Raw genomic sequence first — 14,790 nt, 5'->3', positions numbered from 1 at the left:
GCCTCAGAACTGGCCATCAAGGGCCTCGCACCAGAAGTGGTAGATCATCTGGTGGATTTCCTGGATGCGCGCCGTCACGGTGGAGGGCACCACGAGGGCGTCGTCCATCAGGCCCACCAGCTTGCCGCCGTCGCGGCCCAGCAGGCCCAGGGTGCGGACGCCCAGCTCCTTCGCGGAGGCCACGGCCCGGATGACATTGGGGCTGTTGCCGCTGGTGCTGATGCCGATGAGCAGGTCGCCGGGGCGGCCCAGGGCTTCCACTTGCCGGGAGAAGACCTGGTCGAAGCCGTAGTCGTTGCCGATGGCCGTGAGGGCCGAAGTGTCGGTGGTGAGGGCGATGCCCGCGAGGGCGCGCCGCTCCTTGAGGTAGCGCCCGCTCAGCTCCGCGGCCAGGTGCTGGGCGTCGGCGGCGCTGCCCCCGTTGCCGCAGACGAGGATGCGGCCGCCCCGCCGCAGCCGCTCGGCCATGTCGTCAGCCTGGGCGAGGAGGTGATCCATCTCTTGGGCGAAAAAGGCCTGCTTGAGCTGGACGGACTCCTGGACGTGCTGGAGGAGGATCTGCTTCATGCCGCCGATTGTGACAGGAATTCCACTCCCAGGATTTCCCAGACACTGGCAGACTGCGGGGAGCCTTGCCCCTTCCGAGCGTGGATCCCATGGATTGGATTGCCCTCAAACACGCCCTGCTGGCCCACCTCCCGGTGGCGACCGGATTGCTTCTGCCCTGGGCGCTGTTCGCCTCCCAGCGCGCGGGCCGGGGCATGCGCCCCTGGTGGACCGTGTGCCGGTACCTGGGCTGGGTCGGCCTGCTGGGCCTGATCGCCGCGCTCGTCAGCGGCCCCGCGCTGGGCCGCCTTTCCTCACTGATCCCCGCCGGGCGGATCTTCCCCCTGCCGGCCTCGGGTCTGGGGGCGGATGCCCTGCTGTTCCGCCATGCGGTGATCGCCACCGCCGCGGCGCTCCTCTCAGTGCCCGCGCTCTGGTCCATGAACCGGCCGCGGAAGGATCACCAGAGTCTGGGCATCCTTGCGCTGCTGCTGGGTCTCGCCTGGTCCGGCGCGCTCCTGGCGACCGGCTATTCCGGTTACGGCCTGGCCCATCCGGGCCGGCCCGTTCCCCCCGCGCCCGTGAAGGTCGTCCAGGCGCCCCCCGCGCCGCCGGTGGATCCCGAAGCCCAGGCTCCCGTGCGGGCCCTGGACTTCGCCTCCCTCGAGGCCATCCACGCCGAGCCCGTGAAGTCCCCCGCTCACGGCGGCCGGTGGATCCGCGCCTGGGCCAATCCCACCGCCGCCTCCGCCTACCGGGCCGGCCGGCCCCTGCCGCCGGGCTCCCTGGTGGTGCTCAGCACCCTGGAGGACCGCTGGGGCCGCCCCAGCACCGAACCTGGTCCCCTCTACTCCCTGGAGATGAAGGGCGAGACGCCCGCGCTCACCTTCTATTGGCCCCAGGTGCCCATCGACCGTCGCCAGGAGACTGACGGCGAGGCCCGGGCCTACTGGCGGAACCAGAACACCCACTTGGAGGCCTGCAAGGCGTGCCACGCCGGCGGCATGGCCGATCCCGCGCAGCGCAGCCGCTGGCGCGTGCCGCGCCTGAAGGCCGTTTCCGAGAATTGAGCCGCGACTAGGCCCGCTCCACGAGAGGGAACAGCCGGGCTTCCTCCAGGTCGATCCGCCGGCGGAGGACCTGGAGCAGATCCCTGGACGTCTCGATGAAGGCCTCCGGCGCCAGCCGGATGGCTTCCGCGCTGGGCCAGTGGTGGCTGAACTGGCGCAAGCGGGTCTTCAGCTCCTCCAGGCCTGCCTCCAGCCCCCTCGCGGTGGCCTGGATGTCGGCGTCCACGGCCTCCAGCAGCGCCGGGTACAGGACCGTGTTCTCCATGGACAGGTGGGCCTTGACCGTGGTGAGGAGGGCCTGCGCGCCGGCCAGGCAGACCTCCGGATGGCTTCGCACCAAGGCCGGGGCTAGGCGGGCCTCATGCTCGCGCGCCAGGCGCCGCAGCTCCTGGTGGTGATGGTGGTAGGGGGCGAGGCTGGCGTCCATGGCGGATCCTTATGCCTTCCGTTATCGGTCCGGCCGGGCCGAACTTGAGTGCTGCCTGATCGTCGGTGGCAATAAAAAGATTCTTCTGAGAATTCCGTGACCAGAAACGCAAAGGCGGTACTTCACAGGGGTATCGCGCCAATAGCTGGTCACGGAAGCCACGGAATTCCACGGAAGGCACGGAAGGGGCCAGGCCCTCGCCGCCTCCGGGATGCACCCCGTGCTTTCGGAGCGGACGCCCCTGCTCTTATTCCGTGCCTTCCGGCTTGTTTCCGTGTCCTCCGTGACCAGCATGAAGGGGGAGGATTGGCTGGTTCTTGCTGTGGAACCTCGCTGCTGCGGTTCTCGGTGTCTTCTGCAGATCCCTCTGTGAGCCTGCTTTCACTGAAATTCCGGAAGAAACATAAACAAGGCCGGCCTTGGGGCCGGCCTTGTTTATGCGCGAGGTGCCGTCAGTCGAGGGTGAACTCTCCGCTGTCGATGATGGTGATCTCCGTGGGGAGGAACTGCACGTCGTAGCCCTTCTCCTTCAGCAGGTGGTAGGCCAGCTCGGCGCGGATGCCCGTGGAGCAGTGGCAGACCACCTTCTGGCCCTTGGGAACTTCGGCGAGGCGGGCCAAGAGCTGGGGCTCGGGGATGGTGAGGGCGCCCTTGATGATGCCGTTCTTCGTTTCGTCAGGGTTCCGGACGTCCAGGATCACGGCGCCGCGCTCGGCGGGGGCCAGGTTCGCGAGCTTCGTGAAGTCCGCGGGGGCGATGGCGCCCGGGCGGGGCTTCGGCACGAAGGTGGCCTTGGTAGCCAGAGTTCCCGTCTCCACCGGCATCGACGCGGCCTGCCAGGCTTTGAAGCCGCCGGAGAGGACATTCACGCCCACGTAGCCGGCCTTCACGAGATCTGAGGCCACGGCCTTCGCCGCGTCGCCGCCGGTCTCATCCACCACCACCACCGGGGGCTTCAGCTTGGCGGAGGGGAAGGTCTTGAGCAGGTCGGCCGTCTTCGCGGGATCCACGGCCACGGCGTCCTTGATGAAGCCCTTGGAGGCTTCAGGGGCGGGGCGGGCGTCGAGGATCACCAGGGGCGTCTGCGTGTCGAGGAACGCGGCCTTCAGGGAGGCGGGGCTCAGCACGCCGTAGGCCTTCTTCGTCCAGGCGGGCATGCCGTCCACGAACACCTTGGCGTTCGTGTATCCCAGCTTCTTGGCCTTGGCGAGCGACCCGGGGCTCATGTTGCAGGTCTTCCCGCTGCAGTAGAAGATCACCAGCGCGCCCTTGTCGGCGGGCAGCTTGTCCACGTTCTTGTCGAAGGCCGGGAAGGGCAGGTTCACGGCCGTGGGGATGGCGCCTTCCATGAAGCGCGGCGCGGGCCGGGAGTCGAAGAGGAAGTACTTCCCCTTCTCAGGGCCCGTGGCCACCAGCTTCTGGAGCTCGTCGAGGGTCATGATCTCGCTGGCGGCCAGCTTGACGGGGGGCTTGGCGAACACCGCCACGGCGGTCTTCACGCCATCCTTCTCGGTGAACTGGACGCGCACCTCGTGGCCCTTGGCGATGGACTTCAGCGCCGCCTCGGCGTTGGCGGCGGGCTCGGGCGTGACCACCTTCAGGGTGGCCTTATCGAAGCGCAGCACCTCCGTGCGCTCGTCGATCTTGAGCTGGAAGGAGGCGTTCTTCAGGACCAGGTTGTCGAAGTGGCCGCGGAGGTTGTCGGCGGCCGTGGTGTGGCAGGTGGTGCAGATCTTCGCGGAGGCGGGCTTCGGGGCCGGGGCCTGGGCGGTAGCCAGGGCGCAGGCGGCGGCCAGCGGAAGGATGAAGGGGTGGTGGATTGCCATAGACTCTCCCGTGGTCATGTACGAATGGAGTCTATGGTTGTTTGGCCATGCATGCAGATGGATTGTGACCACGGTCTACGGACACCTCGGTGGAAGCTTCAGCCCACCTGACGGGGGAGTGAAAATACAGGTGCGGCCTGCCACTGGGCCCGAAATCAGTTCTGGTCCGAGAAGGCATGGTCGCGCCCTCCCGTGCTTCGGCCACACCCAGGTTCAAATGCCAAGACAGCCGGCGATGAACCGTGATGAACGGTGATGGGAGCTGCCTGGTCCTGCCTCTGGCAGCTGCAAGCTGCGCATGGGCTTCACGGCGTGCCCGTGCTGATGCTGCCGATCCACGCAATCGGAGCATGTGTGCAGATGATCTTTTCATCACCGTGCATCACTGGCAGAAGGCTTTTTGCTTTTCTCTGCGTCCTCTGCGTTCCAGCTCTTTAGCCCTGGGACAGGAACCCACACGCTCGTGACTACTCGGCCTCGACCAGCACTTCCCGCGGCTTACCCGCGCCCCGGTCCGGCCCCACGATGCCCTCTTCCTCCATGCGGTCGATGAGCCGCGCCGCCCGTCCATAGCCGAGGTTGAGCTTGCGCTGGAGGAGGCTCGTGCTGGCCTTGCGCTCGCGCTTCACCACGGCGAGGGCCCGCACGTAGATGTCGTCGCCGCCGCCCATCTCCGCCTCGTCGAATAGGGCCGTCTCCTCCTCGGTCTCCATGGCGCTGACGAGGGACTGGTTGTAATCGGGCCGGCCGCGCTCCCGCAGCCAGGTGACGAGGCGCAGGGTCTCGTCCTCCGTGAGGAAGGGCGCGTGGATGCGCCGGGGGTGGCTGGCGCCGTTGGGCAGGAAGAGGGCGTCGCCCGCGCCCAGCAGCTGCTCGCCGCCGCCGGAATCCAGGATGGTGCGGCTGTCGATCTTGGTGCGCACGCGGTAGCTGAGGCGGCTGGGCAGGTTGGCCTTGATGACGCCCGTGACCACGTCCACGCTGGGCCGCTGGGTGGCGAGGATGAGGTGGATGCCCACGGCGCGGGCCTTCTGGGCGATGCGCGCGATGCTGTCCTCCACCTCGCTGCGGGCCACCATCATGAGGTCCGCCAGCTCGTCGATGACCACCACCACGTGGGGCATGGGGTCCAGCACCGCGGGACGGTCGGGCCAGCGCGGGTTGGGCGTGCGCTCGGAGATATCCAGGCTTCCGCCGGCGTCGGTGATCTTGGTGTTGAATCCCTTCAGGTCGCGCACGCTGAGCAGGGCCAGGCGGCGGTAGCGGTCCTCCATCTGGGCCACCACCCACTTGAGCACGCGGCCCGCCTCTTTCATGTCCGTGACCACCGGCGCCCACAGGTGGGGGATGTCCTCGTAGACGCCCAGCTCCACCATCTTCGGGTCCACGAGGATGAGCTTCACCTCGTCGGGCAGGGCGCGCACGAGGCAGGAACAGATCATGGCGTTCACGCCCACGCTCTTGCCGCTGCCGGTGCTGCCGCCGATGAGCAGGTGGGGCATCTTGTTGAGGTCGGCCACCACGGGCTTACCGGCGATGTCCTTACCGAGCGCCAGCTGGAGAAGCCCTGGCGCGTCGCGGAATGCGGGGCTGTCGATGACCTCGCGGAAGGTGATGATCTCGCGCTTGGGGTTGGGCACCTCGATGCCCACCAGGTTCTTGCCGGGAATGCGGTCCATGCGCACCGCTTCGGCCTGGAGGGCCAGGGCCAGGTCCTCCTCCATGCCCAGGATGCGCGACAGGGGGATGCCGGGGTCGGGCTGGAACTCGAAGACGGTGACCACGGGGCCGGGCTGCATGCCGGTGACGGCGCCCTTGATCTTGAATTCGGACAGTTTCTGTCCAATGACATCCTTGATGGACTCCAGCGCGGCGAGGTCGGCCTTGGCGTGCTGGCCGGGCGGATCGAAGAGCCGGCGCGGAGGCAGGGTCTCGCGGGAGGCCGGGCCCGGCTCCGGCTCTGGCGGCGGAGCGGGCAGGGGGCGCGCCGGGGTGGGCTCCGTGAGGGGCAGCGGGGGCTGGACGATCTCCCGCCCGAAGCGGTCCTTGGCCACCTGGACCTTGGCCACGGTGGGCTTCGGCTTGGGCGGCGGCGGGGCCTCGGCGAGCAGCTTGGCGCGGAAGGGGGCGTCGGCGGCCAGCGGGGGTGTCGGTGCGGAGGTGGGGAGTGGTTGCGCGTCGATGAGGGTCTGGGCAGCGTCGAGGTTGATGGACTGGATGGGCGGAAGCAGGTCCTCGGCCCGGATGAGGGGCTGCTTCTTGCGGATCTCCGCCGTTTCCAGCTCGGCCTTGAGCAGGGCTTCGCGCTGGGCCTCCAGGGCGTCCTGGCGCTGGGCCAGGGCCAGCAAGGCCGCGCCATCCGCCGCATCCAGGTCCGGCTGGTCCGGGTTGCGGCCCCGAAGGAAGGGCCGCTTCACCATGCCGAGGAAACCCTGGAAGCCCTTGGCGGGCATGGGCTTCATCCAGGGCCAGGCGGTCTCGCCCAGCCAGCGGTGCAGCAGCCGGCCGATGCTCCGCGTCACGGACGGAGCCAGGACGAGGGCGCAGGTGAGCATCACCAGGGCCAGGAAGAGAGGCAGTCCGACGGGGCCCAGGAGGTGGCGCTGGGCGGGCCAGAGGGTGCTTCCCAGCCAGCCGCCCCAGCGGATCTCCACGGTGCCCACGCCATCGAGGCCCGGCCAGGACCGGCTGCCGAAGGCGCCGAGGGCCGTCCAGACCGCCAGGGCCAGGCCCAGCCAAGCCAGGCGGCCGGGCCAGCGGTGCTCCTCCCGGGGCCAGGCCTCCCAGAGCAGGTAGGGCGGGACGATCCAGGCGCCCATACCCATGAGGGTCTGGAGCAGGCCCGCGATGGTGGCCCCGACGGTGCCGCAGAGGTTCTGCACGCCCGCCACGGCGGCGCCCTGGGTGAAGGGGTGCGGGTCCAGGGGATGGAAGCTGGCCAGCGAGAGCAGCAGCACCAGGGCCACGAAGCCCAGTCCTGCCCTCAGCATCCAACGGCCGATCCCCTGCAACGCGCCTCCAAGGTGTCTGGGCTTCAGTGTAGCCCAGGGACGCGGCGCTCAGCGGGCCTGGGGCGCGGGGGCCGGAGGTTGCAGGAAGGCCAGGCGGAGCTGCGGGTTCCAGGCGGGCTTGCCGAGGTCGTGCAGGAAGGCGCTGGCCGGCACGAAGGCCCAGCCTTCCCGCCGTGCGCGGTCCATGAAGGCCCCCAGCCCCGCGGAGGGCCGGTCCTTCTCGGCCCGCTCCGAGCCCAGGTGCATGAGCACGATGAGGCCGTCGCCATCGCGGTCCAGGCGCTGCCTGAGACGCTGCAGGATGGCGTCGCCGCTGCGGTACAGGCGGCGCTCCTTCGGTGTCGCCCAGTCCAGGGTGTCCGCGCCTTCGCTCCAGCCCACGTGGCGATAGCCCAGTTCCTCGGCCCAGCGGCGGATCTCGGCGGTCTGCTCGCCGTAGGGCGCCCGCCAGTAGGGGTCCATGGGGCGGCCGAGGAGGCGCACCATGGCCGCGTCCGCCTCCAGGAGCTCCCGCTGCACCCGCTCCTTGGTCCACTTGGGATCGCGCTTCATGCCCGGCGCGAAGTGGGGATGGTTCATGGTGTGGTTGCCCAGTTCGTGCCCTTCGGCCGCCATGCGCTTCACCAGGGCCGGGAAGTGCTGGATGAAGGCGCCCGTGAGGAAGATGGTGGTGTGCACGCCCCGGGCCTTCAGGGTGTCGAGGATCTCAGTGGCGACCTCCGCATTGGAGCCGCCATCGAAGCTGAGCAGCAGCCGCTTCTGTCCCCCGGGGCCGCGGGTGAGGTTGAGCGCCTCGCCCATCCCGGGCCAGGGGCCCGAGCCCGGGGCTGGAGCAGCGGCGCGGGGAAGGAGGAACGGGGTGGGGCTTGGCAGGGGAGCGGCCCGATCGGGGGTCGGCGCGGGCGATGCCGGCAAGGCTCTCGGAGGTCGGGCCGGCGGATCGGCATGCGGCCTCTTGGACGGGATCGCGGAAGTGGCGCGGGCACTGGGTTTCGGGGGCGGCGCGATCCTGGCCGGCGGAGGCAGCACGAACTCGAAGCGGGCCAGGATCTGGCCGGAACCGGTGCGCAGCAGGGCGGTCTCGCCCACGGGGGGCCGGAACAGCTCCCAGCGCACCGGACCTGCCTCGGCGAAGCGGGTCTCCCGGATGGAGCGTCCCTCCAGCACCAGCTCCGCAGGAGAGGCCAGCTCGCCTTCCAGGATGGCCAACCCCCCCACGGGGCGCCAGGACCAGTCCTTCCGGGCCGAGGTGGCGGGCCTGGGCGGGGGAGCGGGCCGCGAAGCTGCCTCCTGGGCCGCCTGGCGCCCACAGCCCGTCAAGACCAGGAAGAGCCCCGAGCACAGGCCTATGCAGAGGCCCATGCGCCGACTTGGGCCCGGACCTGGCCTGCGGGCGGGTCTCATGACGTGGCGTCTCCCCGGCAGAGCGCCCAGTAGTTGGCCTTTTCCCGGATCCTCACGCTGTGCGGCTGCAGGTCCGCCTCCCGCAGGTGCTCGAAGGCCCATTCGGCGAGGATCTCGGCGGTGGGGTTCCTCCCTTCCAGTCGGGGAAGGGTGTTCAGCAGGTGGTAGTCCACGGCTTCCAGCCAGGCGTCCAGGGCCTTGGCGAAGGCGGCCTCATCGGCTTCGGAGACCAGCTCGACCGTGGCCTCGACTTCCCAGTTGTGCCCATGCCGATCCTCCTGGAATCCAGGAAGGTCGTGGAAATGATCGGCCACAAAGGGGCGTCGGAGGGAGAGGGTGAAAGGCATGGCTGAGTATAGCTATCGGCCATGGGACTGCGGACATGAGGAACGGCGATCAGGGCTCGGTCGCCGTTCCCAGCTCCGCGCGGAGGTCGGCCAGGTAGGCGGTCATGACCGCCTGCCGGGCCCCGGCGCGGCGGCGTCCCGCGGCGGTGGTCATGCCGGCGGCCAGCTTGAGGAGCTTCCGTTCGAAGTGGTCCAGGCTCCAGGCCTTGTCATCCAGGTCGCGGCCCTCGGCCCAGGGGTCCTCCGGGTGCCAGAGGCCAGCCCCGAAGCTGGCGCCCGTGGCGAAGACCCGGGCGATGCCAATGGCGCCCAGGGCCTCCAGGCGGTCGGCATCCTGCAGCACGGCGGCCTCCAGGCTGCCGGGGGCCTGGCCTCCGCTCCAGCTGTGGGTGGCCACCGCGGCGGCGATGGCCTCGGCCTTCGTCTCCAGCCCCGGCGTCTCCCGGCACCACTGGGGCACCAGGTCCGCGGCCATGCGAGCGGTGAGGGGCGACTCCGGGTGGTTCTTGGGGCGGTAGACCAGGTCGTGGAGCAGGGCCGCGGCCACGCAGACCTCGGCATCGGCACCCTCCTCGGCGGCCAGGGCGGCCGCCAGGCGCGCCACCCGCAGGATGTGGCCCAGGTCGTGGGCGGCGTCCCGGGGGAAGGGCTCGGCGGCCAGATGGGTCCGAAGGCGCGCCATCAGGGGCGCGAACCAGGGGAAGGAAGGGCTCGGCGTCATGGTTCCAGCCTAATCCAGCCGCCGGGGCCGGGGTTTGTGGCGGAGATCACAGAATTCAATATTGAGACTCTTTCTCTTTTGTCTAAAATGGATCCCTGAGGTCGGGCATGTATCTCTGCGTCTGCAACGCCATCACGGAAGACCAGGTCGTCTGGGCCGTGCGGGAGCGCGGCGCGGCGTCGGTGAAGGCGGTCTTCGAGGCCCTGGAGGCCAAGCCGGACTGCGGGCGCTGCCTTGGGGCCATGGCCGAGGCGGTGCTGGCCATCCGGGCCGGGGAGCCGGTGGGGGTGGCTCTGGATCCCGCCTTGGATCCTGCCCTGGATCTCCGGACCACGCCCTGGGGCTGCCGGGGCCGCTGCCGCCCGACCTGGGGGCCGACGTCGGACCCGGCCACGACCCCGGCTTGGGGCCCGGCCTCGGATCTGGCCTGGGGCCCGGCGGAGGTCGCCAAGGCTGGCTGAAATCCTTGTGAAGAACCGGCAAAGGTGGCTATGGTGAGGGCCTTTTCACGGGAGGCCCCATGCAAGGCGATGCGACCCTCATCCAGCACTTGAACCGGCTCCTCCGCAACGAACTCACGGCCATCAACCAGTACTTCCTCCACGCCCGCATGTGCCGCAATTGGGGCCTGAAGGAGCTGGGAGAGCACGAGTACCGGGAATCCATCGACGAGATGAAGCACGCCGACCGGCTCATCGAGCGGATCCTCTTCCTGGAAGGCCTGCCCAGCATGCAGGACCTGCACAAGCTGCGCATCGGCCAGAACCCCAAGGAGGTCCTGGAGGGGGACTTGGCGCTGGAGATGGACGCCATGAAGGACCTGCGCGAGACCATCGCCTATGCCGAGGGCATCCGTGACTACGTGAGCCGCGACCTCGCCCAGGACATCCTGGAGAGCGAGGAGGAACATGTGGACTGGCTGGAGACCCAGCTCGACCTCATCGGGCAGATGGGCCTCCAGAACTTCGTCCAGCGGGCCGCGGGCGGCCTGTCCTGATCGCCGGCCCCTGCCATCGCAGTGGCCGCTGGCGGAGGGCGGTCCGCCCAGGGGATCATGGAGGGTGCCCCACGGCACGCCTGGAGTGTCCATGCGGTACCTGAAGTCCCTGTTCTGCTCCGTTCTGCTGGCGGCGACCGCCTGGGCCCAGAAGGCCGATCCCTCCTTCGATGCGATCAAGAGCGTGAGCCTGGCGTTCCAGAAGGGGGCCGTGGTGCTCACGGTGCCGCCAGGCGCCCACCTCAAGGCCTCGTTCATGGAGGTGGCGAAGAAGGGCGGCGCCGGAACGCTGAAGGTGGGCCCCCTGCCCGCCACGGACGCCCAGGACGAGATCGGTGACGGCGTGTGGCACGGCACCGTGCGCATCCCCCTGCGCAGTGAGGGACTCAGCGGCACCGTGAAGCTCGAGGTCACCTACCAGCCCTGCACCGAGGGCGAGGGTGGGGTCTGCTTCCCGCCGACGACGCGGACGCTGGAGGTGAAGGCCACCGACATTCCGGCTGCCGCCCCCGCGGCTGCTGCTGCGGAGAAACCTGCGGTTTCTCCGTTGGAAAAAAAGGAAGAGCTGGCGGCGACTCCCGTGGCTCCATCTTTGCCCCCGGCGCAGGCGGCCACGCCTGCGCCCCCACCTGAGCACTCCGGCCTGATCTGGTCCCTGCTCCTGGTCTTCCTGGCGGGCATGGGGGCCTCGCTCACGCCCTGCGTGTACCCGATGATCCCCATCACCATGGCCATCGTGGGGGCCAAGGGCAGCGGCAAGGCCAAGGGCTTCGCGCTCTCCCTCATGCTGGTGCTGGGCATGGCGGTCACCTACACGACGCTGGGCGTGCTGGCGGCCCGCAGCGGCGCCGCTTTCGGAGCCTTCGCGCAGAAGCCGGGTTTCCTCATCCCCGTGTCCCTGCTCTTCGCGGCCTTCGCGCTCTCCCTCTTCGGGGCCTTCGAGATCGCCCTGCCCCAGGGGCTCGCCCTGAAGCTGCAGGGCGACGGCTCTCGCAAGGGCTTCGGCGGCGCCTTCCTCATGGGCCTGGTGCTGGGGCCCCTCTCCGCCCCCTGTGTGGGCCCCGTCATCGGCGCGGTGCTGGTGGGCATCGCCCAGCGGGGGGACGTCTTCCTGGGCGGCCTCCAGCTCTTTATCTTCGCTCTGGGCATGGGCGTGCTGTTCCTGGCCGTGGGCACCTTCTCGGCGGCCCTGCCCAAGAGCGGCGACTGGCTGACGCGGTTCAAGCAGGGCATGGGCCTGGTGGTGCTGGGCTTCGCGGCCTGGAACGTGCGGCTCGTGGTGCCGGACTGGGCCAACTTCGCCATGTGGACCGTGGTGATGCTCGCGGGCGCGGCGGTCTTCGGCGCCTTCGAGGCGGCCGCGGGCCTGGTGGGCCAGCTGCGCAAGGGCCTGGCGCTGCTGATGCTGGCGCTGGCCCTGCTGCTGGGCGTGCGCACCGTGGAGACCTACCTCAAGGTGGACCTGTTGCCCAAGGGCGGCGTGGCGGCCGTGACGGACGAGCACGCCGGCTGGATGGAGCAGGATCTCGAAGGGGCACTGGCGAAGGCCAAGGCCGAGCACAAGGTCGTGCTGGTGGACATCTACGCCGAGTGGTGCGCCCAGTGCAAGGAACTGGACGAGAAGACCTGGCCCGACGCCGCGCTGAAGCAGTGGATCGCCGCGAACGCCGTGCCCATTCGCATCGACACCGATGCCAAGCGCAAGGACCTGGCCGCGAAGCTGCAGATCCGCAGCTATCCGACCGTGCTCCTGCTGGACGCGGAGGGCCGGGAGCTGCGCCGCATCCTGGGCTTCCAGAAACCCGAGGCCATGAAAGCCTGGCTGGAAGGAAAGTGAGGGACGGCGGCCTCGCCTAGAAGCGCCAGGCCGCGCCCGCGCTCACGCGGACGAGGCGATGGGACAGCACCCGGGGGAACAGGCTCCCGTCCAGGCGCAGGAGCCACTGCCTCCCGAGCGGCACCTCGACGCCGACGCCGAGGTGGGGGGTGAAGCCCGAGGTGGTGGTCTCACCCGAATCCGTCAGGAAGACGTAGCCCTCGCCCCGGGTGGCGGTCCAGTAGGCCACGCCGGCGCGGGCGTAGGCAGACGCGGAGCCGAGGGGAAGCCAGGCCATCCCCGTGAGGCTGGTGGTGCCGACGTCCCGGTCCTCCGGAACCCCACCGGCGATCACCGTGAAGTCTCCGTAGTAGGTCTGGTCCACCTCGAACCCCCAGGTCCGGCGCCAGCGTCCCCCTCCGTACAGCGCGAAGCCGGCCGTGGTGCGGGAATCCGGCGCCCCGGCGACAGGGAAGGCGGGCTTGTAGTCCGCCCAGACGAGGGAGAGTCCGACGAACCCCTCCCAGTCGGGCCTCAGGGCCGGTTCCTGCCCGTGGAGCGGGAGGGCCAGGAGCAGGATGAGCGCCCCGCCCGATACGGCGGCGGTGCGGGCTGGCGAAGGCGTGGCCATGGGATCCCCCGGGCTCTGGACCTCCAGATGCAGGGAACATAACCCAGGGATCATCAATGTGCAAATCCCCAAGCGGGGTTGACCGCCGCCCTCACTTCCCCAGGAAGGATTCCAGTGTCTTCTCCAGGTTCTCGCCGCGGAGCTGGGCGCCGCTGGCGACAATCTTGCCGTCGGGGCCGATGAGCAGGGGCTTGGGGATGCCCTTCACGCCGTAGGCGTCGGCCACGGGGTTCTGGAAGCCGCCCTCGATGAAGGCGTGCTTCCAGGGCATGGGCGTGGCGGCCTGCTTCCGGAAGGGCGCGATGTGCTCCACGCGGCGGTCGAAGGAGAGCGAGAGGATCTCGAAGGGCTTCGTCTTGAACCTGGCCCAGGCGGCGTGCATGGAGGGCATCTCCGCGCGGCAGGGCGGGCACCAGGTGGCCCAGAAGTCGATGAGCACGTACTTGCCCTTGAAGGTGTCCAGTGTGTAGGTGGTTTTCGGATCGCCCAGGGCCTTGAGGCTGAAGGCCGGCGCCGGGCGCCCCAGGCCCGTCTTCAGCTCGCCCTCGAGGATGCCCTGGGCCTGCTTGGCCTGGCGGCTGCCGGCGAAGTCCTTCTGCAAGGTCTCGTAGGCGGGTTTCCAGGCGGCCTCGTCCTTGGCGTCCAGGCGCTCCCAGAAGTGCTCGAACAGCAGGGTGCGGCGCAGCTCGGCGTCGGCGTGCTTCGCGCGGGCCTCGGCCACGTAGGCGTTCCAGCCCTTGGGATCGGCCTCGGCGCGGGCGGTGAGCAGGCCGGGGTCCAGGGTCCAGGCGGCCGCCGTGGGTGGGACCTCCTGCTTCACCTGGGCCAGGAGGGCGGGGGTGGGCTCGGCCTTGGCCAGCTGCAGGTGGAACAGCTTGCTCACCAGCAGGGCCTGGCGCAGCTCGGGGGCCTTTTCGACGGCCAGGCGCGCGTCCAGGTCCGCCAGTTCCTTCGCGCAGTCGCCACGGAAGTCCTTGGTGTTGCCGCCGGCCTTCATGAAGGCGGCGCGGGCCTCCATCACGGACTTGGCCTTCACCCGGGCGGCCTCCAGCACGGCCTGGGGCCCGGGCACCGGCGCGGGCATGGGCGTGGCCACTGGCGCGGGTGCCTGGAGCGCGGGCAGGGCCATCATCAGGGAGATCAGGGGTAGCGGCATGGATCCTCCGGCGGGCGGTCAGGCTCGCCGGACAGAATACCTCGATTCACGAGGTCAAGGCTGGGCGGGCTTACCCGGTTCCGCCGGTGGGGCCGTCGCTGGAGCCGGGGCTGGGGCCGGAGTCGGAGTCGGGGGGGCGACCCGCTCCCGCAGGGCCCGCATCACGGCCTGGCCCACGAAGCCGTCCTGGTAGCCGATGTGCAGCTCGGCCAGCTTCCCTTGGCGGTCCACCACGAACAGCACGGGTACGGAGTAGACCATGTCCATGAAGTTGGAGGGACCCTCCTTGCCGAGGCCCGGCGTGAAGACGGGCATGTGGCTGCTCTCAAAGAACTGACGGTTCCGGTTCATGAACTTGTTGATGGCCCGCCACCCGCCCTCGATGCCGCTGTCCTGCTGGTTCTCATCGAAGTTGACCGCCAGGATCTCGAAGCCGTACTGGCCTTTCTTGGGATAGAGGCTGGCGAATTCCTGGAGCATCTTGGCGGAGGGGTCGCAGTTCTTGCTCCAGAGGCCGACCAGCACCACCTTGCCCTTGAGGCTGGCGATGGAGACGCCCCTGTTCTTCTCGTCGTAGGCGGCGAAGGCGGAGACATCCTTCCGCTCCGCCGGAGGGAAGAACTGATCCCCCCGCTGCGAGTAGCGGACCGCGGAGGCGTCCGCCCCGTTGCGGCCGTACTGGCTCTTGTGGTTCAGCTCCGTCTTCTCCTGCATGATCCTCGGGCAGGTGGGGTCGCTGGGGCTGTTGGCGTTGTTGAACACGCCCTGGGCGCCCAGGGAGAGGCTGGAGAGGGTCAGGAGAAGGCTGCACAGCGGAGGACGCGACACGGGACACCTC

The 14,790-nt window shown here is 69.5% G+C and carries 14 protein-coding genes; 4 read left to right on the top strand and 10 right to left on the bottom strand.

The features are described 5' to 3' along the window. Window positions 1-3: 3 nt before the first annotated feature. On the bottom strand, window positions 4-567 hold the full coding sequence (gmhA, locus tag MLE64_RS11415) for a D-sedoheptulose 7-phosphate isomerase (protein WP_243317849.1): 564 nt from the start codon (window positions 565-567) through the stop codon (window positions 4-6). An 89-nt stretch (window positions 568-656) separates the two neighbouring features. Here gmhA and MLE64_RS11410 point away from each other — a divergent pair, with 89 nt between their 5' ends. Beyond that, on the top strand, window positions 657-1,616 hold the full coding sequence (locus tag MLE64_RS11410) for a hypothetical protein (protein ID WP_243317848.1): 960 nt from the start codon (window positions 657-659) through the stop codon (window positions 1,614-1,616). 7 nt (window positions 1,617-1,623) lie between these two features. Here MLE64_RS11410 and MLE64_RS11405 read toward each other — a convergent pair whose 3' ends face one another. The 6 genes from MLE64_RS11405 to MLE64_RS11380 all read right to left on the bottom strand — a co-directional run bounded on the left by MLE64_RS11405 (window position 1,624) and on the right by MLE64_RS11380 (window position 9,352). Further along, complete coding sequence (locus tag MLE64_RS11405) at window positions 1,624-2,043, bottom strand: hemerythrin domain-containing protein (protein WP_243317847.1); 420 nt, start codon at window positions 2,041-2,043, stop codon at window positions 1,624-1,626. A 452-nt stretch (window positions 2,044-2,495) separates the two neighbouring features. Next, a complete protein-coding gene (locus tag MLE64_RS11400) occupies window positions 2,496-3,869 on the bottom strand; it encodes a rhodanese-like domain-containing protein (protein ID WP_243317846.1) in 1,374 nt (457 codons plus the stop codon). 467 nt (window positions 3,870-4,336) lie between these two features. Beyond that, the gene (locus MLE64_RS11395; RefSeq protein WP_243317845.1) at window positions 4,337-6,880 is read right to left on the bottom strand and encodes an FtsK/SpoIIIE family DNA translocase; all 2,544 of its coding nucleotides are present in this window, start codon (window positions 6,878-6,880) and stop codon (window positions 4,337-4,339) included. A gap of 48 nt (window positions 6,881-6,928) precedes the next feature. Next, entirely contained in the window at window positions 6,929-8,242 is a 1,314-nt protein-coding gene (locus MLE64_RS11390; protein WP_243317844.1) for a polysaccharide deacetylase family protein, read from the bottom strand. 38 nt (window positions 8,243-8,280) lie between these two features. Beyond that, window positions 8,281-8,631: a 6-pyruvoyl trahydropterin synthase family protein gene (locus tag MLE64_RS11385; RefSeq protein ID WP_243317843.1), complete on the bottom strand. Its 351-nt coding sequence runs from the start codon at window positions 8,629-8,631 to the stop codon at window positions 8,281-8,283. Window positions 8,632-8,680: 49 nt separating this feature from the next. Further along, window positions 8,681-9,352, bottom strand: coding sequence for an HD domain-containing protein (locus tag MLE64_RS11380; protein WP_243317842.1), 672 nt, complete (start codon window positions 9,350-9,352; stop codon window positions 8,681-8,683). 107 nt (window positions 9,353-9,459) lie between these two features. Here MLE64_RS11380 and MLE64_RS11375 point away from each other — a divergent pair, with 107 nt between their 5' ends. The 3 genes from MLE64_RS11375 (at window position 9,460) to MLE64_RS11365 (ending at window position 12,186) form a co-directional block, all read left to right on the top strand. Further along, complete coding sequence (locus MLE64_RS11375) at window positions 9,460-9,813, top strand: (2Fe-2S)-binding protein (RefSeq protein ID WP_243317841.1); 354 nt, start codon at window positions 9,460-9,462, stop codon at window positions 9,811-9,813. Between the two features lie 59 nt (window positions 9,814-9,872). Continuing rightward, window positions 9,873-10,349 (top strand): bacterioferritin, encoded by a 477-nt coding sequence (bfr, locus tag MLE64_RS11370; RefSeq protein ID WP_243287252.1) that lies wholly within the window; start codon window positions 9,873-9,875, stop codon window positions 10,347-10,349. 91 nt (window positions 10,350-10,440) lie between these two features. Further along, window positions 10,441-12,186, top strand: a complete 1,746-nt coding sequence (locus MLE64_RS11365) for a protein-disulfide reductase DsbD family protein (protein ID WP_243317840.1) — start codon at window positions 10,441-10,443, stop codon at window positions 12,184-12,186. 16 nt (window positions 12,187-12,202) lie between these two features. Here MLE64_RS11365 and MLE64_RS11360 read toward each other — a convergent pair whose 3' ends face one another. The 3 genes from MLE64_RS11360 to MLE64_RS11350 all read right to left on the bottom strand — a co-directional run bounded on the left by MLE64_RS11360 (window position 12,203) and on the right by MLE64_RS11350 (window position 14,780). After that, window positions 12,203-12,796, bottom strand: a complete 594-nt coding sequence (locus MLE64_RS11360; protein ID WP_243317839.1) for an outer membrane beta-barrel protein — start codon at window positions 12,794-12,796, stop codon at window positions 12,203-12,205. Window positions 12,797-12,887: 91 nt separating this feature from the next. Then, window positions 12,888-13,952, bottom strand: a complete 1,065-nt coding sequence (locus MLE64_RS11355) for a TlpA family protein disulfide reductase (RefSeq protein ID WP_243317838.1) — start codon at window positions 13,950-13,952, stop codon at window positions 12,888-12,890. Window positions 13,953-14,006: 54 nt separating this feature from the next. Beyond that, window positions 14,007-14,780 (bottom strand): TlpA disulfide reductase family protein, encoded by a 774-nt coding sequence (locus tag MLE64_RS11350; protein WP_243317837.1) that lies wholly within the window; start codon window positions 14,778-14,780, stop codon window positions 14,007-14,009. Between the last annotated feature and the right edge of the window lie 10 nt (window positions 14,781-14,790).

The organism is Geothrix paludis, from assembly GCF_022808815.1.
In the GTDB taxonomy this organism is placed as follows: domain Bacteria; phylum Acidobacteriota; class Holophagae; order Holophagales; family Holophagaceae; genus Geothrix; species Geothrix paludis.
The sequence above is the reverse complement of the archived record's forward strand: the minus strand, read 5'-3'. Positions and strand labels throughout refer to the sequence as shown.